This window comes from Blastococcus sp. SYSU DS0828 (genome assembly GCF_054050975.1).
The window spans coordinates 34,248-53,413 of the sequence record NZ_JBJHAK010000003.1 but is presented as its reverse complement, the minus strand read 5'-3'; the positions used below and the strand labels follow the sequence as shown (position 1 = coordinate 53,413).

Annotated in this window: 14 protein-coding genes; 5 read left to right on the top strand and 9 right to left on the bottom strand. The window is 73.6% G+C overall.

Going from position 1 to position 19,166, the window contains the following annotated elements; all coding sequences use genetic code 11:
* Nucleotides 1–144: 144 nt before the first annotated feature.
* Both ACI79Q_RS03170 and ACI79Q_RS03165 read left to right on the top strand, forming a co-directional pair.
* Entirely contained in the window at nucleotides 145–2,220 is a 2,076-nt protein-coding gene (locus tag ACI79Q_RS03170) for an AAA family ATPase (RefSeq protein ID WP_456614128.1), read from the top strand.
* Nucleotides 2,221–2,233: 13 nt separating this feature from the next.
* Entirely contained in the window at nucleotides 2,234–3,421 is a 1,188-nt protein-coding gene (locus ACI79Q_RS03165; protein WP_456614127.1) for an McrC family protein, read from the top strand.
* 98 nt (nucleotides 3,422–3,519) lie between these two features.
* Here the strand turns inward: ACI79Q_RS03165 and ACI79Q_RS03160 are convergent, their stop codons facing one another.
* Nucleotides 3,520–4,881 (bottom strand): hypothetical protein, encoded by a 1,362-nt coding sequence (locus tag ACI79Q_RS03160; protein WP_456614126.1) that lies wholly within the window; start codon nucleotides 4,879–4,881, stop codon nucleotides 3,520–3,522.
* A 206-nt stretch (nucleotides 4,882–5,087) separates the two neighbouring features.
* Nucleotides 5,088–5,594 (bottom strand): hypothetical protein, encoded by a 507-nt coding sequence (locus ACI79Q_RS03155; protein ID WP_456614125.1) that lies wholly within the window; start codon nucleotides 5,592–5,594, stop codon nucleotides 5,088–5,090.
* A gap of 254 nt (nucleotides 5,595–5,848) precedes the next feature.
* Between ACI79Q_RS03155 and ACI79Q_RS03150 the strand changes: the two genes are divergently transcribed.
* Nucleotides 5,849–6,343, top strand: a complete 495-nt coding sequence (locus tag ACI79Q_RS03150; protein ID WP_456614124.1) for a nucleoside deaminase — start codon at nucleotides 5,849–5,851, stop codon at nucleotides 6,341–6,343.
* Nucleotides 6,340–7,632, top strand: coding sequence for a cytosine permease (gene codB / locus ACI79Q_RS03145; protein ID WP_456614123.1), 1,293 nt, complete (start codon nucleotides 6,340–6,342; stop codon nucleotides 7,630–7,632). The genes ACI79Q_RS03150 and codB overlap by 4 nt, the downstream gene beginning before the upstream one ends.
* Nucleotides 7,633–7,736: 104 nt before the next feature.
* On the opposite strand, the gene ACI79Q_RS03140 is transcribed toward codB, so the two are convergent.
* The 5 genes from ACI79Q_RS03140 to ACI79Q_RS03120 all read right to left on the bottom strand — a co-directional run bounded on the left by ACI79Q_RS03140 (nucleotide 7,737) and on the right by ACI79Q_RS03120 (nucleotide 13,418).
* On the bottom strand, nucleotides 7,737–8,567 hold the full coding sequence (locus tag ACI79Q_RS03140; RefSeq protein ID WP_456614122.1) for an alpha/beta hydrolase: 831 nt from the start codon (nucleotides 8,565–8,567) through the stop codon (nucleotides 7,737–7,739).
* A 38-nt stretch (nucleotides 8,568–8,605) separates the two neighbouring features.
* Nucleotides 8,606–9,856 carry an MFS transporter gene (locus ACI79Q_RS03135; protein ID WP_456614121.1) on the bottom strand — a complete coding sequence of 417 codons (1,251 nt, stop codon included), beginning with the start codon at nucleotides 9,854–9,856 and terminating at the stop codon, nucleotides 8,606–8,608.
* Between the two features lie 129 nt (nucleotides 9,857–9,985).
* Nucleotides 9,986–11,404 (bottom strand): esterase, encoded by a 1,419-nt coding sequence (locus tag ACI79Q_RS03130; protein ID WP_456614120.1) that lies wholly within the window; start codon nucleotides 11,402–11,404, stop codon nucleotides 9,986–9,988.
* A 159-nt stretch (nucleotides 11,405–11,563) separates the two neighbouring features.
* Entirely contained in the window at nucleotides 11,564–13,102 is a 1,539-nt protein-coding gene (locus ACI79Q_RS03125; protein WP_456587349.1) for an acetolactate synthase large subunit, read from the bottom strand.
* Nucleotides 13,103–13,106: 4 nt separating this feature from the next.
* A complete protein-coding gene (locus ACI79Q_RS03120) occupies nucleotides 13,107–13,418 on the bottom strand; it encodes an EthD family reductase (protein WP_456614119.1) in 312 nt (103 codons plus the stop codon).
* Nucleotides 13,419–13,617: 199 nt separating this feature from the next.
* Between ACI79Q_RS03120 and ACI79Q_RS03115 the strand changes: the two genes are divergently transcribed.
* A complete protein-coding gene (locus tag ACI79Q_RS03115) occupies nucleotides 13,618–13,914 on the top strand; it encodes a WXG100 family type VII secretion target (RefSeq protein WP_456587347.1) in 297 nt (98 codons plus the stop codon).
* Between the two features lie 79 nt (nucleotides 13,915–13,993).
* Here ACI79Q_RS03115 and ACI79Q_RS03110 read toward each other — a convergent pair whose 3' ends face one another.
* On the bottom strand, nucleotides 13,994–18,346 hold the full coding sequence (locus ACI79Q_RS03110; protein ID WP_456614118.1) for an FtsK/SpoIIIE domain-containing protein: 4,353 nt from the start codon (nucleotides 18,344–18,346) through the stop codon (nucleotides 13,994–13,996).
* A gap of 93 nt (nucleotides 18,347–18,439) precedes the next feature.
* Nucleotides 18,440–19,108 carry a DUF1028 domain-containing protein gene (locus ACI79Q_RS03105; protein ID WP_456614117.1) on the bottom strand — a complete coding sequence of 223 codons (669 nt, stop codon included), beginning with the start codon at nucleotides 19,106–19,108 and terminating at the stop codon, nucleotides 18,440–18,442.
* Nucleotides 19,109–19,166: the final 58 nt, after the last annotated feature.

Genomic DNA, 19,166 nt, shown 5'->3' with positions numbered 1-19,166 from the left:
ACCCGCAACCAGCGTGGTGAGGAGAAAGTGCAAGAGGCCGCAGCCACCGTGCTGAGGCGCGGGCTCGTGGGCGGCGACTCCGCCTTCACTCCGGGCTCGCCAGTGTGGACGGCGCAGGCCGCCGCTGAACTCGAACGGGCCTTCGTGGACAACCCCGACCTCGGCCCCGGGAGCTTCCTCGAGAAGCTGCGTGGTCAGCTGGCCGGTTGCTCCCCGGTCGCGCTCCAGCTCGCGGCAGAACTGCAGTACCTGTCTGTACTGCCGCTGAGCGACCTGAAGGTGGACACCAAGCGGGATCGCATCCGTCGTCCGCTGTCGTTGACGGCCGAGCCGGTCACGGTGCCGCCCGACCTTGACTCTGCTCTCAGCAGCGGCGTCTTCAACGGCGGCATGGGCTACAAGGTCCAGGTCTGGAACCAGTTCGGCGTCCTCATCTCTTTCGTCCGCGCCTGGACGGAGCTGCCCCCATCGGAGCGCCAGCGACTGGCCTGCGACCCCTGGGCGTTCCGGGACCTGCTCCAGTCGACACCCGGCTCCAAGCCGGCCGGGCAGCGCCACGCCCTCGCCTACCTCGCGTTCCCCGACGTCTTCGAGCCGATCATCAGCGACCAGCACAAGCGGAAAATCCGGTCGGCATTCGCGGACGTCGTCGCACCGACCGGCGACCTGGACCGGGACCTGCTGGCGCTGCGCGACCACTTCGAGCAGGCGACCGGCGAGCCGTTCGACTGGTACCAGCCGCCCTACCGCGACAAGTGGCTGCCGCAGAGCCAGAGCGGCACGGCAGCAACCCCCTCCAGGAGGGCGTGGCTGGTCCGGGGGGCGAGCGTGCAGGGCACAAGCCTTGTCCCGTCCTGGCTGGCGGAGGGCTGGATCAGCCTGGCCGCCACCCACCTGCCAGCGGTCGATGGCGGGACTGCTCACGAGGAGCTCAAGCGCCTCATCGACGAGAACTACGGGCACGTCTCCTACAGCCAGCGCGACCAGAAGCTCGACGAGTTCCACGCCTTCCTCACCCGCATGCAGCCCGGCGACCTCGTGGCCACCACCGACAAGGGCGCCCTCTACGTCGGCGAGGTCGATGGGGACGTCGAGTACCGGTCCGCCGAGACGCTGTCCCGGCTCCGCAGGCCCGTCAGGTGGGACAACCCCGGGGAGGGCGTCGACTTCACCGACCTGCCCGCCACGCTCGGCGCGAAGCTGCAGAGCCAGCACGAGCTGCTCGACCTCACGGCTCAACTGGCCGAGCTCGAGGAGCTCGTCGACCGCCACGAGGCCGCCGCCCCCGTGGCAACGTTCGTCCTACCCGACGTGACCGACGACCTGGCCGATCAGCTGCTGATGCCCCGCACCTGGCTGCAGGAGTGTGTGGAGCTGCTGCGCGACCGGCCGCAGCTCGTCCTCTACGGCCCACCCGGAACGGGCAAGACTTACCTGGCGCAGAAGCTGGCCCGCCACCTCGCCGGCCCCGAGGGAACGACGCTCGTGCAGTTCCACCCCGCCTACAGTTACGAGGACTTCTTCGAGGGCTACCGCCCCGTGGCAGGTGAAGGCGGGACGGTCGGGTTCAGGCTCCGGCCCGGGCCGTTGCGACGAGTAGTCGACCAGGCACTCCAGCACCCGGAGCAGCCGTTCGTTCTCATCATCGACGAGATCAACCGCGGCAACCTCGCCCGCATATTCGGTGAGCTCTACTTCCTGCTCGAGTACCGGGATGAGGCGATCGAGTTGCTGTACGCCTCGGGGGACGACAAGGCCTTCACGCTCCCGCCGAACGTGCTTGTCATCGGGACGATGAACACCGCCGACCGGTCCATCGCCCTGGTCGACACCGCGATGCGGCGACGCTTCAACTTCCTCTCGCTGCACCCGGAGGAGGACCCGATCCGCTCCCTGCTCGGCCGCTGGCTGGAGCGTGAGGGCAGAAGGGATGAGGCGGCGCGGCTGCTTTCTGAGCTGAATCGGCGGATCACCGACCCGGAATTCAAGGTGGGGCCGTCTTACCTCATGCGTTCAGCGGCGCACCAGGACGGTGGTCTGGAACGGGTATGGCGCACGGCGATCCTGCCGCTCCTGGATGAGCACCACTACGGGGACGGCGTGGACGTCCATCGTCGATACGGCCTACCGGCCCTCCGCGCCGCCCTGGCTGGCCAGGACACCGACGAGGAAGGCCAAAGCGGACCGTCACCGGAGCCGGGAGACGCCGTTGCCCCCTGAGCGCCTGGAACTCGTGGAGCTGGGAGACGCCCAGGAAGTCCGGCTGCCGAGCCCGGTGGCGGAGACGCTGTCGACCTCAGGCGTCGTGACGGTCGAGCGCCTCCTGCACGGCGACGCCTATCTCGTGCGACCGGCCAATCTGGTCGGCGTCGCGGTAGTCGCTGGCATCGAGGTGTGGATCCGGCCCAAGGTCGAGATCGACCGGCTGCTGTTCCTCCTCGGTTACGCGCTGTCGGGCAGGAGGTGGCAGGACACCCGCGTCCCCCTCGCCGAGGAGCCAGAGCTTTTGCCGGCCGTCGCCGAGGCCTTCGTGCGCCAGGCCGACCGCGCGCTCCGCCAGGGGGTGCTCCACGGGTACCGCGAAGTGGAGGCGAGCCTCCCCGTGCTCCGTGGCCGCATCCGGGAGTCTGATCAGCTGCGCAGGCGCTTCGGCTTCCCCGTGCCCTTGGAAGTGCGCTTCGACGAGTTCACCGTCGACATCGCCGAAAACCAGCTGCTCCTCACCGCCACGCGTCGCCTGCAGCGCCTGCCACGGCTGCCACGCGAAGTCCGACACGGGCTCCTCCGCGTGGCCGGCCGCCTCGACGGAGTCACTCCGGCAGTGGCCGGGCGCCCCTTGCCGACCTGGCGGCCGACACGGCTCAACGCCCGCTACCACGTCGCGGTGCGCTTGGCGGAAATGGTGCTGCGGGCCACCTCCATGCAGCTGGCGCCGGGCGTGCTGCAGGTCGATGGCTTCCTGGTCAACATGCCACAGCTGTTCGAGGACTTCGTGACCGTGGCGCTCGGCGAGGAGATCGAGCGGCGCGGCGGCCGGGCGCAGCGGCAAGCGCCCACCTGGCTGGATGAAGCGGACTCCGTGAGGATGAAGCCGGACCTCGTCTGGACGTCCGCAGCGGGCATCCCCCGCGGGGTCGTCGACGCGAAGTACAAGGCAGAGAAGCCCGCCGGCTTCCCGCAGGCCGACCTCTACCAGCTGCTGGCCTACTGCACCGCCCTGGAGCTGCCGGTCGGACACCTGGTCTACGCGAAGGGATCCGGGGAGACGGAACGGCGGCACGTCATCCGCGGAAATGGCGTGGAGATCGTGCAGCACGTCCTCGACCTGGCACAGGCACCCGACGGCCTGCTCCGACAGACCAGGCGAATCGCCGCAGCGGTGGCCGACGGCCAAGACCCTTCGCTCGCCCCGGCGAAATGACAGGGAGCCGGGGACCAGGGGCGCGGTCGACTGAAGCGTGAGGACTGTCGAGCCAGTCCACAAGAGACAGCGGACGATTGCGGCCCGACGCCAGCGGGCTAGGCCGTCGCGCCCGGCCGGTCAGTACCTCGTCGAACTCCGTCAGGTCGGGAGTCTTCGATGTATTCCACGATGCGTCGCACAGGACGTCGCCGGCCCACACGATCGGCGCACAGCGAGATCAGGAACGTCCCTCCAGCGGCGACGAGTCCTTTCCAGCCGTCGACGATGACCGTGGTCAGTGCGCCGTTGGCGGCTGTTGGAGCGAACAGCTGGACGAGATCCCGCCCCTCGTACTTGGGCGACGTCACCGGCTCGGTCACCTTTTCGAACACGTGGATGAGCGCCGAACGGCTCCCCGACGTGATCCACTCGTCGCGGTCCGGCCGCGTCCGGCGAAGCAGCGACCGATATCCCCCGGAGTCCAGCTCACCGAGTCGCGCCAGGACGTCCTCAACCTCGGCTGCGCCGTCGCGAGGACCTTCCCGAAGGGCCGGGTCCAGTGGCACGTCTTCCGCCGCGCGCCGGTACGGGCCGACGGCGGCGCCTCCGGTCGGGCTGACGTGGGCGAATGCGGCGGCATGCTGGCGGGCGATGGCTCGGTGGCGAGCTTGCGCGTACCAGTTCTCGAGGGTTATGGCGTCGAGGACTTCCGGCCCTGACGCCTGCCCACCGAGCTCGGACTCCAGCCAGCTGCGGAAATCCGACCGATGAGCTTCCCCACGCGCCACGGTGCACTTGATCTGCGCGTACATGCGGCGGCCGGTATCAGACGCCAGTTCGGATTCGGGATCGATGGGGTCGCTCTGCAGGCTCCCTGCAAGGTCGAAGGTGCCGTTCCACCGCGCGGAACGGACCCTCCCCTGACGCTCCGCCTCCACCCAGCGGGCCCAGCCTTGCTCCGCGGCGTCGACCTGTGGAGTCAGGTCCGCCATGCCTTCGTCCTTCAACAGCTGCCGGAGGAAAGTGCCCAGGCCGCGCGCCGCGTCGTCCGTTCGCCGGAGTGCAACGAGCAAGTCCTCGGCGGTGCGTGTCTGCAGCGCATCGGCTACCTGGCGGGTTCCCCTTGGGTCACGGAAGATCTTGAAGGGAAATCCGTTCAGCGTCGGCCTGTCGGGACGGACGAGCAGCGCGGCCAGCGACTTCTCGATGGTCGACTCTCTCGTACGGACGATGAGGGGAAGCGGCTCGTGCTCGGCGTCCCGTCCAAGCACCTGAGCGAGAGCGGTGGGGCCCATGTCCAGGAGGTTCACGCCGTCCAGGAGATGCGAATCCGTGGTGATCACGACACGCGTCGTCAGCAGGTCGAACCGTAGCTGGGCGGTGAAGAGGTCGCGCCAGTACTCATCTCGATGGCGTTCGAGTTGGGCGCCTGAGGAATAGCTATCCGAGTAGAGCCTGTCGCGGCTCATGAAGGGCACGGGCGGAAGCTATCGCTGATGGCGCCCATCGCGCGAAACAGAGCGTCGACCCGGGGCGGTTCACACGCGCGGTCTCCTCGTCGTCGGAGGACGATCGATCAACCCATGTGACGTGTTCTTTGTCCGCACAGAGTCCGCAGACAGTCCGCAAGACGTCCACAAATCGCCGATGTCGTTCAACGACCTTCGACGCATATACACGCAGGTCAAGACGGTGATTTGCGTTCGCCCTGCTGGTCAGCGGCGCGCCCCACAATCATGTCGGGGATGACCACGTGCAGCCGGGAACCGTCGGGCATCATCGCGTCGACGAACGGCGTCGACATGTCGATCCGTCGACCCGAGGTGCGCAGCATCCGCTCGACCAGGTCGGCCAGCTCGCCGGGCGCCAGGATCGTCGTGGTCAGCTCGCTGCGACCCCGGCGGGCGACGAACACCCGGCCCGGCTCGTTGACCCAGACCTCCTCCACCTCGGGGTCGTCCAGGTAGCGCTGCAGCGGCCCGAACCCGGCCACCCGGTCCAGCACGTCGCGGACCACCGACTCCGGATCACCGATCGGCGGCAGCGCCGAGGTCAGCGAGCGCTCCGAGTAGTCGGCGACCACGTCGCGCACCAGCAGCCGCACCGGACCCGGATCGGTGAACGGGTCCAGCCCCCGCCGGCGGATCAGCTCGCGGACCTCGCCGTCCACGACGTCCAGAGCAGTCGGCACGCCCATCCCCCGTCGAGCAGTCGTCGAATCCGTGCGGACTGTAAGGAAACGGATCAGTCCGCGGGGGTGACGTCAGTCGATCTGTGGACAAGGACGAGGACCAGGAGGTGGCAGAGCACCCGGTCGGGTGAACCCGCGGAGCTCGCCGCCCGATGCCCAGTCGTGACCTGACGGGAACGAGGAGGTCATGGACGGCGGGCACCGTCCCTGCCAGGGTTCGGCACCACGCCGACCGGAACGGGAGATGTGACGCGATGACCGTCCCACTGGAGGAGGAGACCGCCCGACAGTGGCTGGCGGTCGCGATCGAGGAGGCGCGCGCCGGGCTCGCCGAGGGCGGTATCCCGATCGGGGCCGCGCTCATCGGCCGCGACGGCGACGTGCTGGGCCGGGGCCACAACCGCCGGGTGCAGGACGACGACCCGTCGGTGCACGGGGAGACCGACGCCTTCCGCCGCGCCGGGCGGCAGACCTCCTACCGGGGCACGACGATGGTGACCACGCTCTCGCCCTGCTGGTACTGCAGCGGCCTGGTGCGCCAGTTCGGTATCACCCGGCTCGTCGTCGGTGAGGCGACCACGTTCTCGGGCGGCCACGAGTGGCTGGCCGAGAACGGCGTCGAGGTGCTGGTGCTCGACGACCCGGAGTGCGTGCAGCTGATGACCGACTTCATCGCCGCGAACCCCACGCTGTGGAACGAGGACATCGGCGAGGACGAGCCGTCCGCGGAGACGGGGCAGACCCGATGAGCACCGTCCGTCCCGAGGACGCCCCGGCTGTCGTCGATCCCGACTACCCGATCGACCCGGTGCCGGCGCACGCCCGGAGGTCGCTGTTCTCCCTGGCGATCGTCCTGCTCGGCTTCACTTTCTTCACGCCCACCATGCTGGCCGGCGCGCAGATCGGCGCCGCGTTCGACGTCGGCTCGCTGATCTGGGTGCTGCTGCTGGGCAGCGCCGTCCTCGGCGTGTACGTCGCCCTGATCGGCGGCATCGGCGCCCGCACCGGGCTGACCACCGTGATGATGTGCCGGTACGCCCTCGGCCGGCGGGGCGCCAAGCTCGCCTCCCTGCTGCTGGGCGGCACGCAGGTCGGCTGGTACGGCGTCACCGTCGCCACCCTGGCCGGGCTGACCGCCAGCGCGCTGGAGTGGCAGGGCCGAGCCGCCGAAGTCCTGCTCATGCTGGCCGGCGGGGCGCTCATGGGCGTCACGGCGTACTACGGCTACAAGGGCATGTACGCCTTGTCCGTGGTCTCCGTGCCGCTCATGCTGGTGCTGGCCGGCTGGGTCACCTGGCGCTCGCTGGACGAGGTCGGCGGTTGGAGCGGTCTCACCGGTGTCGAGCCGGCCACCACGATGCCGCTGGCCACCGCGATCACCATCGTCGTCGGCACGTTCGCCTCCGGCGGCACGCAGGCGCCCAACTGGACCCGGTTCGCCCGCACGCCGCTGAGCGGCTTCTGGGCCTGCCTCGTCGCGTTCCTGATCGGCGAGCTGCTGATGCTGGGCTTCGGCGCGATCGGGGCGATCAGCTTCGGGGAGGGCGACTTCGTCCTGGTCCTCTATCAGCTGGGGCTGGTCGGCTGGGGGCTGGTCTTCCTCGTCGCCAACCTCTGGACCACCAATGACAACACCGCCTACAACTTCGGCGTCGCCGGCGCGGAGATCGCGAACTCGCGGTCCAAGAAGCCGTTCGTCATCGGCGGCGTGGTCATCGGGACGCTGCTGGCCATCACCGGCATCTACGAGAACCTGATCGAGTACCTGGTGTGGCTGGGCATCCTGATCCCACCGCTGGGCGGCGTGGTGATCGGCGACTTCCTGGCGCGCTGGCGACGCGGCATGCCGGCCGATACCGCGCTCCCGGATGTCGAGTGGCGCAACCTGACCGTCTACGTGGTCGCCGCATTCGCCGCCTGGTGGAGCAGCGAGGCCGGGTGGTTCATCCCACCGGTGGTGGGTGTGGTCGTCGCCGTCGCCGGCGTGCTGGCCCTGCAGCGCGGCCGGCGCCCGGTGGAGCAGCCGGTTCCGGCCTGACCGCTGCTTGCGGCGGTGGCGGCCACCCGAGCCGTCCCCGCCGCATGAGCGACCAGAGGACTGCTCGCGCCGTCGCCCGGCCAGCTCCCGGCGGCGGGAACCGGTCAGCCGCCGCCCCGGTCAGGGCCGGACCAGCCGGTGCTCTGCTCGGCCAGCTCGACGACGGCGTCGACCAGCGCGTCCCCGTCGAGCAGCACCCGGTCGTTGTGGTCCGCGCCGGGCACCTCCACCAGGCTGTGCAGCCCGGCCGCCGCCTCGGCGACGGCGCGGCTCTGCTCCGGCGGCACGATCGAGTCCTCGGTGCCCAGCACGACCGTGGTGGGCACCTCGACCCGCGCGATCCGCTCGGCCACCGGGAAGCGGTCGCGCAGCAGCGCCCGCACCGGCAGGACGGGGTAGTGCTCCGCGGCCACCGCCGGCAGGTCGACGAACGGCGAGCGCAGGACCAGGCCGGCCGGTGGGTGCTCGGTGGCCAGCTCGGTGACAACGGCGGCGCCCAGGCTCTCACCGAAGTAGAGGAGCCGGTCGGGCGCGACGCCCTCGTCGAGGAGGAAGTCCCGCGCGGCGCGGACGTCGGACGCCAGCCCCTCCTCGGTGGGGCTCCCCGGGTTGCCGGCGTAGCCCCGGTAGTCGAACAGCAGCACCCCCAGCCCGGCCTCGCCGAGCGCCTGCGCGAGGGGGGCGCGCAGGTCCCGGGAGCCGCCGTTGCCGTTGGCCACCAGGACCGTCGGCGCGCCGTCCCCCTCGGCCGGCAGGTGCCAGCCGGCGAGCTCCAGCCCGTCCCCGGTGGTCAGGACGACCTCCCGGCCGCCAGGGAGGGCGACCTCGACCGGGCGCGCCGGCCCGCCGTCGGGCAGGTAGACGAGGTTGCGCTGGAACACCCACAGCAGGCCGACCACGACCACGAGCAGCAGCACCACCGCACCAACGCTCACCAGTACCGACCGGACCACCCGCCCGATGATGCCCGCCCTCACCGCCCCGGGGCGGGGCGCCGCAGCACCGACGGTCGGCACACGGCCGCCACGCCCAGCACGAACACCGCCGTCGCGAGCAGGGCGGCGACGACCGACACCAGGTCGGTGAGCGCCCCGTTGAGCGCCGCGGCCAGCGGCCGCGAGCCGACGAAGCCGACCAGCCAGAGCGCCATGATCCGGCCGATGTACTCGCGCGGGACGCGGTCGTAGAGCAACGTGGTGACGCCGTTCATGGCCAGCGTCATCCCCACGCCACCCACCGCGAAGGCCGCCACCGCGGCGGCCTCGCTCCCGGCCAGCGCCAGCCCGACCGCCGACAGTGCCAGCAGCACCAGACCGGTGGTCGCCAGCCGCGCGTGGTCGAGGAAGCGGAGCAGGGCGGCGTGGACGACGAAGCCCAGGAGCGCGCCGACGCCGAAGGCGGAGGCCAGCAGGCCGACCAGCTCCGGGCCGCCGCCGAGCCGGTCGGACAGCGCCGGGCCCAGCGTGACGGCGGGGTCGGCGCCGATCCCGACCGCGGTGATGCCGAGCAACAGGACGCCCACCACCGGGTCGGTGCGCAGGTAGCGGATCCCCGCGGCGACCGACAGGCGCGGGCCCGGCGCGGTGGCGGCACCCGGCGTCCGGAGCCGGAACACCGCCAGCAGGAAGACGACGTGGCCGACCGCGGCGAGGCCGAACGCGACGCCGTACCCGGCGGTGGCGGCCACGACCCCGCCCACGGCCGGACCGACCGCACGGCCCACCGAGAGCGTCAGGTTGTCCAGGGCGACGGCCCGGGGCAGCTCGCCCGGGCGCACCAGCGACGGGAGCAGCGAGTGCATCGCCGGCCCGCCGACGGAGAACCCGATGCCGACGACGAGCGCGCAGACCATCACGACCCACGGCGGCACGTCGGCCACGTCGGGGGTGAGCAGGACCCAGCCGGCCAGCACCGCGGCCCCGAGCGCACACAGCGCGCGGCCGAGCAGGATCTGCCGGCGCGGGCTGCCCCGGTCGGCCATCGCGCCGCTCACCGGGGTCAGCACCAGCTGCGGCACGAACGGGGCGAAGCTGACCATCCCGACCAGGAACGCCGACGCGGTCAGCTGCCAGACCAGCGCCGCGCTCGCGATGTTCTGGATCCAGATGCCGACGTTGGCGAGCAGCTTGCCGGCCCAGTAGGGCCCGAACACGGGGTCGGTGACCAACCGGCGGGACGGCCGGGGTGCGGCGGGTTCCGGCTCCCGTTCCGCTCCGCCGTCCACTGCCCGGCAATCTAGGCAGCGCCGCCGGACGCCGGCCACCCGGGGGCGGTCGCGCCGGGCCCACCGACGCGGAGGGCCCTCCTCCCCGGTGCGGGGAGGAGGGCCCTCGGTGGTCAGCCGTGCTGCGGGTCAGCCCCCGGCGCCCGGCGCCGGGCACTCCTCGTAGAAGGACCGCGTGCCGGTGCGCACCGGCGTGGTGAACTCGCACCCGTAGTCCGGGTCGGCGACGACCTCGGGGTCGAGCACCGAGGCGCCCGCGGGCGTCACGCCGTTCTCCACCCAGTCGACCAGGTCGAGGAACTGGTCGGCCGCCTCCTCGGGCGTGTACTCGCAGTGCCCGGCGGCCCGGATCGCCCGCTGGACCAGCAGGTCCGCGTTGCCCTGCGCGGCGACGTCGGCGGCGTAGTGCTGCTCCATGGAGAACGGCACGTAGTAGTCACCGAGGGTGTGCGAGGAGAGCACCGGGACGTCGATGTCACCGGTGAGCGCCGGGACGGGGACCGCCAGGCGGGTGCTCCGGGTCCCGGGCGCCGGCGCCACCCGCTCCACGCGCTGGTCGAGCGTGGAGCCGTCCTCGAAGGTGTGGTCCACCGGGTAGTCCTGGTCGGCGTTGGTCCAGACCGCACCCGGCAGCACGCCCGCGAGGCCACTGGGCTCGTTGGTCACGACGCCGTAGACGAAGTTCTGCCCCTCCCAGTAGCCGAAGGCCTCGTCGTCACCGGGGCGCTCGCCGCCGGTGATCGCCGTGATGTTGGCGCGGAAGACCTCGCCCTCCTCGGTCAGCCCCTCGTACACCGGGGTCGGCGTGGTCGGGGTGCCGAGCGCGGCCTTGATCTGCGGCACGACCTCGGCGAAGTACTCCGACTGGGAGGGGAACGGGTAGGCGTCCACCCCGGCGAGCGTCTGCGCGAGCAGGTTGTAGTCGAGGAAGAAGTCGTAGAGCTCGAAGTCGCCCATGACGCCGCACATCGGCGCCGCGCCGTCCCACTCGACGCCGCGGTCGCGCTCCAGGAGCGTGCCGATGACGTGCCCGCCCATCGAGACGCCCTGCAGGTACCGCTGTTCGGCCCGCCCGACCCGCGCGTCGAAGATCCGCGCCAGCCGCTCGGTGGCGAGCGCACCGGCCTCGATGTCGTACCGGTTCTCGCCGTAGGAGGAGGCCGCCCAGGCGAAGCCGTTCTCGATGTAGGTGCGCCGCAGGTCGTAGCTGGGGTCGCTGACGTAGACGGTGGTGCCGGTGCCCCGGTAGCCGTGCTCCCAGAAGACGACGTCGCCGTTCCAGTCCAGCGGCACCTCGATGCGGTACGCGGAGCCGCGGTCGGTGCCGTAGAGCACCTTGCTGATCGGGTTGCCGGCCTCGTCGGTCAGGGGCACGAACTCCTGGCCGGCGGTCTCACCGGCGTAGTCGTAGCGCGGGTCGGCGACCGTCCAGCGCAGGTTGTAGACCCGCTCCTTCGGCGACTGCTGAACCGGCTGCCAGTCCGGGTTCGACACCTGTTCGTCGGAGGACGGGGGGGCGGCGAGGGCGGGGCCCCCGACGGTGAACACACCAAGACCCACGCCTGCCGCGACAGCGAGGGGGGCCAACCGGTTGCGGTGCAGGGACACGAGACGACTCCTTCGTCGACACTGTGCTGCTCGTCACAGCGGAGCGCCTCTGTGTACTCCATCCGGGTGACGGACCGGTACCCCACCCCCCGGACGACCTCAGCGCAGGACGGCCTGGATGAGGTGCGGGCCGGGCTCGGCCAGCGCCCGCCGCAGTTGGTCGGCCAGCTCGTCGGCGGTCGTCGCACGGCTCGCCGGCACGCCCATCCCCTGCGCGATCGCCACGAAGTCCAGCCGGGGGCCGCCCAGGTCGAGCAGCTGCCGCGCCCGCTCGCCGTCGTTGGCCGCGCCCACCCGCTTGAGCTCGTGCTCGAGGATCGCGTACGAGCCGTTGTCGCAGACGATCGTCGTGATGTCGGCCTGCTCGCGGGCGTAGCTCCACAGCGCCGAGATCGTGTACATCGCGCTGCCGTCGGCCTGGATGCCGATCACCGGCCGGTCGGGGCAGGCCACCGCCGCGCCCAGCGCCATCGGAAGCCCGTCGCCGATCGCGCCGCCGGTGAGCGAGAGCCAGTCGTGGCGCGGGCCGGCCGAGGTCATCTCGGTGAGCCCCGCGCCGGAGGTGAGCGCCTCGTCGACGACGACGGCGTCCTCGGGCAGCAGCGCGCCCACCACCGCGGCCATGCTGCGCGGGGTCAGCTCGCCGGTGGGCAGCTCGGGCCGCTCGAACTCCGCGACCTCCGGCTTCGCGTCCGGCGCGACGACGTCGGCCAGCGCCCGCAGCGCGGCGACGCCGTCCTCGCCCGGGGCGCTGAGCACGTGCACCGCGCAGTCCTCGGGCACCGGGTGGCCGGGCACCCCGGGGTAGCCGAAGAAGTGCACCGGCGCGGTGGTGCCGGCGAGCACCAGGTGCCGGGTGCCGGCGAGGGCGGCCATCGCCATCTCCGGCGGGTAGGGCAGCCGGTGCAGGTCGGGCAGGCCGGCGCCGCGCGCCGACCGGGCCGGGAACGTCTCGGCCATCAGCCGGACCCCGGTGCCCGCGGCGACCTGGGCGGCGGCCAGCTGGCCCTCCTCGGTCATGACGTCGCCACCGAGCAGGAGCACCACCGGCTCGGCGGACCGCACGACCGAGGCCACGTCCTCGACCACGGACGGGGCGACGTGCGGCCGCGGCCGCACCCGGAGCGGCTCCGCGACGTCGGCGCCCTCCTCCCAGGAGACGTCGGCCGGGAGGATGAGCGTCGCGATGCCACCGGTGGCGACGGCGGCCACCGCCTCGGCGGCGTCGGCGGCGACGTCGGCGGGTGACAGCGACCGGCGCAGCCAGGTCGAGAAGGTCCCGGCGACGGCGTCGATGTCCGACTCCAGCGGGGCGTCGAGGCGCTTGTGCGAGCGGGCGTGGTCGCCGACGACGTTGAGCATCGGCGCCGTGCCCCGGCGGGCGTTGTGCAGGTTGGCCAGCCCGTTGCCCATGCCCGGCCCGAGGTGCAGCAGCGTCGCGGCGGGCCGGCCGGTCATCCGCGCCCAGCCGTCGGCCGCGCCGGTGGCCACGCCCTCGAAGAGGGTCAGCACACCGCGCATCTCCGGCACGTCGTCCAGCGCGGCGACGAAGTGCATCTCCGACGTCCCGGGGTTGGCGAAGCAGACGTCAACGCCCGCGCTCACCAGCGTCCGGATGAGCGCCTGTGCACCGTTCACCGGCTCACCTCGCCTGCTGCACGTCGAAGTGCACGAAGGTGGCGCCGCCGGTGGCGAAGTTGGCGAGGTCCTTGCCGGCCGCCCGCCCCTCGGGCGAGGCCATGGCCTGCCCCATCGCCTCCTCGGAGTCGAAGTCGAGCTCGGCGATCAGGTAGGGCGCGGGCTGCGCCGGGTCCAGCGACACCGGCTTGCCGTAGGTCAGCCGCACCAGGCCGGGCTGCCGCAGCGCCAGGGGCGTGTGCGTCTCCCGGTAGTACGCGTCGAAGGCGGCCGGGTCCTCCGGCTGTCCGTAGCTGACCACGAGCCTGTGCACCATTTCCGAGCTCCCTCCGCAGGTCCGACGCCCGCCAGCAAACAGGGCATCGGCCTCCGGCGCGAGTCCGGCAGGCTCCCCGCGCGGGTTGTCCACAGGTTCCCGCGGAGCGGCCCGGTCGACCGGCATCCGTTGTTACGTTCCGCCGCGTATCCGCATCCTCCGGTGCCCGGAGCACCCGGACCTCCCGATTGGACTCACCATGGCGAACGTCAACGTCACCTACCAGCAGATGGAAGACGCGGCCGGCCGGCTCACCAACGGGCGGGTCGAGATCGACGGCATGCTCGGCCAGCTCAAGGCCCTCGTCGACCAGCTCGTAGCCGAGGGCTACGTCACCGACGCCTCCAGCCGCAGCTTCTCCGCCTCCTACGACGAGTTCACCACCGGCGCCCGGAACATGGTCGCGGGCCTCGACGGCATGGCCCAGTACCTGACCCAGGCCGCCGCCACCTTCCGCGACGCCGACGCCCAGCTGGCCGGTGCGCTCGGCCGCTGAGCAGCCCACCGCCCGACGACGGCCGCCCGCCCCGCGCGAGGCGGCCGTCGTCGTCCCCGGGCCGCCGTCGCCGGTCGGGTCAGGGCGCGGCCGGAGGAGCCGGGACGGCGACGGTCCGCAGCTCGCCGTCGCCCAGATGGAGCAGCGCGCGACCCGGCCGGAGCGGCCCGCCCACGGCACCGCGCGGGAGGCGCACGCCGATCAGGTCGCCGTCCGTGCTCCCCTGCGGCGACAGCAGCACGCCCTGCCTCGCCTTCCGCGCCTCCACCTGCCACCCCGACAGGCCGGTGCAGATGCCGTCGGCGTTCCCGGCCAGCACCAGGCCGCAGCCGGGGACGGCGCCGCGCACGACCTCGCGGAACACCTCCCCCGCCGGGCAGTCCCGCAGCACCTCGCCGTCGTCCAGGAGCAGGACCAGCGGCCGGCCGGGTGCGGCGTGGAGCAGTTCCTGCCAGCGCTCCGCCGGGGCCGCCGGGTCCAGCACGACGTCCAGCACGCCGGGCCGGCCGGCCAGGGCCCGCAGCGGTGAGGCCTTCGGCGCGCACACGACGACCGACGTGCCCTGCCGCAGCAGCGACTCGGCCATGACGGCCAGGACCGTGCTCCGGCCCGAGCGCGCCGGCCCGGCGACGACGAACGCGGGCCCCCGCTCGACCAGGTCGGGGCCGGCGGCGGCCAGCTCGTCGCCACCGACGCCGACCAGGGCGAACCCCGCGCCGGCGCCGGCCGGGCGCAGCTCCCAGGCGGCCGCGAAGCCCAGGCGCGCGGGCAGCGCGTCGACCCGGAAGGGGCGGGCCGCCCGCGGCACCATCGCGTCGCGCACGTGCGCCGCCTTCGCGATCTCGGCGACCGCCGCCGCCTGCCCCTGCCCCGACTCGTCGGGGGCGAGCAGCGCGACCTGCGTCTCGATCGCCCCCTCGACGGTGACCGCCCGCCCGGGCGGCAGCTCCCCGGGCACCTGCCGGCCGGGCACGCCGACCAGCGGGTAGTCGCCCCGGTCCGCGAGCCGCAGCACCAGCCGGCTGTCGGTGAGCGACGACAGCCGGCCGGTGCCCAGCGACCGGTCGCCGGTGACCACCACCGAGATCCCGGCGGAGGCCCCCTCCCGGAGGAGGGTCGTCAGCACGTCGGAGAGCCGGCCGCCGTCGACCTCGCCGAGCGTCGGCGTGAACCCCTCCCAGCGGTCGAGCAGGAGCAGGACGTGCGACAGCCGCTCCCCCGGCGGCACCGATCGGCGCTGCTCGCTCACGTCGGCGAAGCCGCCCTCGGCCAGCACCTGCTGGCGGCGCTCCAGCTCGCGGGCGAGCCGGTCGAGCAGCCGGGTGGCGCGCTCGGTCTGGGTGCGGGTCACCACCGCGCCGCAGTGCGGCAGGTCGGCCAGCGGCAGCAGCGCGCCGTTGCCGCAGTCGAGGGCGTACAGGTGCACGTCGGCGGTCGAGCAGCGCGCGCCGGCGGCCCCGGCCAGGGTGCGCAGCAGCTGCGACCGGCCGCTCTTCGGCGAGCCGACCACCAGCAGGTGCCCGTCGACCGCGGGGTCGAAGGCGGCCACCCGCCGCTCCTGGGTCGCGGGGAGGTCCTGCAGCCCGTAGGGCAGGCAGGTCACCCGGCCGTCCACCGGGTCCGCCAGGTCGGCGACCAGCACCCGTGCGGGCAGCGCCGGCAGCCACGGGCTGCGCTGCGCGGGCACGCCCTCGGCCTGCGCCGCGCCGCGGACGGCGTCGACGAGCACCGACAGGTCGGTGACCTCGACGTCGGAGGTTCGGCTCGCCGTCGCCGGCCGCCGCGGTGGCGCGTACCCCAGCTGGTGCCAGCCGAGGGGGACGGCGAACGGCGCCGCCGCGGCCACGGCGCCCTGGCCGGGACGCCGGCCCCCGATGCGGCCCGCCTGGAAGGGCACCAGCGCGCCGTGCCCGAGCCGGGCGAACCCGCGGCCGGGCGCGGACCGGGCGATGCGCGCGGCGTCGGGGGCCTCGAGCACGTCGCTGCTGTCGGCCGCGTCGGTGACGCGCAGCGAGATGCGCAGGTTCGTGTTCGCCCGGATCTCCGGCGAGACGACGCCGCTGGGCCGCTGGGTGGCCAGCAGCAGGTGGATGCCCAGCGACCGCCCGCGCTGGGCGATGCTCACCAGCCCGGCCACGAAGTCGGGCAGCTCCCGCGCCAGCGAGGCGAACTCGTCGATGACGATGAGCAGCCGGGGCAGCGGCGGCGAGCCGGGGTCGTGGGCCTGCAGGTCGACGTAGTCCTCGATGTCCTTGACGCCGGCCGCGGCCAGCCGGTGCTCGCGGTACCTGAGCTCCGCGCCGAGCGAGGTGAGCGCCCGTTCGACGAGGTGGGCGTCGAGGTCGGTGACCATGCCGACGGTGTGCGGCAGGTGCACGCAGTCCTTGAACGCGCTGCCGCCCTTGTAGTCGACCAGCACGAGGTTGAGCGCGTCCGGGCGGTTGGCCACCGCCAGGGACGCGATCATCGTCTGCAGCAGCTCCGACTTCCCCGCGCCGGTGGTCCCGGCGACCAGCCCGTGCGGGCCGTCGGTGCGCAGGTCGAGGGTGAACGGCCCGTGCAGGCCCGCGCCGGCCACCACCCGCGTGCTCCGGCCCGCCAGCTGCCAGCGGGCACGCACGCCGTCGACGGTGGGCGGCTCGAGCCCGAGCAGGTCGAGCAGTCGCACGCTGTCGGGCAGGACGGCGTCGTCCTCCTCCGGGCTCACGTCGCGCAACGGGGCCAGCGCCCGGGCCGCGCGTTCGGCCAGCTCTGCGGGCACCGGCTCGGCGAGCACGCCCGGCACCGGGTCGCGGCCGCTGCGCCGGACGACCAGCCGCGCCTCCTCGCCCGGGTCGAGGACCGCGGTCGCCGTGGCCGCCTCCGGCAGGAAGCGCTCCTCCTCGTCGGCGCAGACGGCGTACACCCCGACCGCGGGGCCGTCCTGCAGCAGCTGGGCCAGCCCGGGGGTGGCACGCAGCGACCGGAACCCGTGGACGACGAGCACGTGCGCCGGGAAGAACTCCGGGAGCACGCGCCCGCCGCCGGCCGTCGCCGAGCGGCGCGTGCGGACGAGCGCCGCCAGCTCCGCGACCCGGGCGGCCACCGTCTCGGTGTCGTTCCCGACGAACGCGACCGGGCCCTCGCCGTCGGCCGGCCGGGCGTGCGGCAGCCAGCGCACCCAGCTCCAGTCCGCCTGGCTGCGCGCGGTGAGCAGCGTGAGCGCCAGGTCGCGCGGCGGGTGGGTGACCGCCAGCTGCAGCACCACCCACCGCAGCAGGCCGGCCAGCGGGGCGGCCGGGCCGGCCAGGCCGACGACACCGGCCTCGCGGAGCGGCACCACGACGGGCGCCGCGTGCACGGTGCGCTGCTGCGGCGGCTCGTCGCGCCCCGACCGGTCGGTGACCACCACGCGGGCGGGCAGGTCGGCCGCGCCCAGCCGCAGGTCGAGGGCGTCGGGGTCGGTGCGGCGCCGCTCCCACAGCCGGCGGCCGGGCAGGACGGCGGTGAGCAGCGCGGTCGCCGGGTCCGGGTGCGCGTCGCGCCGGCGGGCGGTCTCCTCGGCCACGGCGCGGTCGATCCGCGCCCGGGCGCGGGCGAGCTCCCGGGCGTGCTCCTCGCGCGCCCGGCGCTCCTCACGGGCGCCCTGCCGGCGGTCGGCCACGGTGTTGCCGATCATCACCACCGGGCCGGCGACGGCGAACACCAGGTACAGCGGCGAGCGCAGGACGACCGCCAGCACGACGCCGACGAGCAGCGGCACGAGGACCATCACCAGCGGGAACCGGCGGGGCTCCCGCGTCGCCGGCTCCTGCGGCAGCTGGATACGCACCTCGGGTGCCGAGGGGAGCAGCCGGGGGGCACGGACGAAGGCACGCGCCCCCGGGCCGGCCGGCTCGACGGCGGCGTCGGCGACGGGGGCCGGCTCGACGACCAGCTGGGTGTCACCGAGCTGCACGAGCTGACCGGGGGCCAGCGCCACGTCGTCGTCCTCGGGCACCGGCGCGCCCTCGATCGTGGTGCCGTTGGCCGAGCCGAGGTCGCGCAGCGTCGCGCCGTCCGCGCCGATCCGCAGCACCGCATGCCGGCGGGACATCGCGCGGTCGGTGAAGCCGAACGGACCGCTGCGGCCGAGCTCGTGCTCGCCCATCGGCAGCGCGGCGACCAGCCCGCTGCACGGGCCGCTGCGCACCCGCAGCTGCCAGCCACGCGGGCCGGCCGGCGCGGCCGCGGGCGCGGTCAGGTGGACGACGGCGCCGTCGACGAGGTCGCTCTCCCCCACCGGCTGCTCGTCGTCGAGCCGGCCGCCGGCGAGCCACAGCCCCGCGGCGGGCAGGCCGGCGACCCGGCCCAGCTCCGCGACCAGCCGGCCGACCGGCAGGTCGTCGTCCACGTCGACGGCGACGTCGAGCAGCGTGCCGTCGGTCTGCCCGACGCTGACCTGGACGCGCACGCCGGGACCGTAGGCGGACGGCGCCGAACCGGTCCAACGCCGGCTGTGGAAAACCCCCTCCCGCGGGCTCCCCGCCCGGGCGGCGCTCCCCGGTCAGGCCTCCAGCAGTTCGCGGGTGGCCGCGCCCACGGGGTCGCGGCGGGTGGGCAGCCGCTGCACCTCGGGCAGGAAGTCGGTGCGGTACTCCTCGAACAGCTCGCGCAGCCGCAGCGCGGGGTCCTTGTCCGAGTCGACGCGGATGTCCCAGAGGGGGTAGGCCTCCGACCCCAGCACCAGCACGTGCCCGGATCGGGGGCCCTCCGTGTCGGCGCCGGTCGCCTCGCCGGCCTCCACGGCCAGCACCAGCCGCTCGGCGAGCTCGCGGTCCCGGTGGGCGTGGAACGCCTCGAGCGTCTGCCGGCCGACCAGCCGGTTGCCCGACACCACGACCGCGTCGTCCTCGATGTGCCCTGACCAGCCGAGGGTGCGCCCACCGGTCCACGCGGCCGTGCAGCCATTGCGGTCGACGAAGCCGCACTGCCGCACGTCGCGGCCGGGATCCCGGCGGAGCACCTCGTCCAGCGCGGCCGGCGCCTCCAGCCCCTCGGCCATCAGCCGCAGCCCGTCCACGGCGAGGTAGGGGTTCATCGACGCCTGCGACGCGGCGGCGCCGACGCCCGGCGATGCGTGCCCCACGAGCTTGCCGACACCCATGAGCGCGGTCAGGGCGCCGACTCCCAACTCACCGGTGTGCGGGCAGCGGGCCACGATCGAGAAGGTCATGCGGGGATCGCCGTCCGTCCCAGGTCGTCCCGCCGCAGGTGCCCGCCCCGGTCGGCGC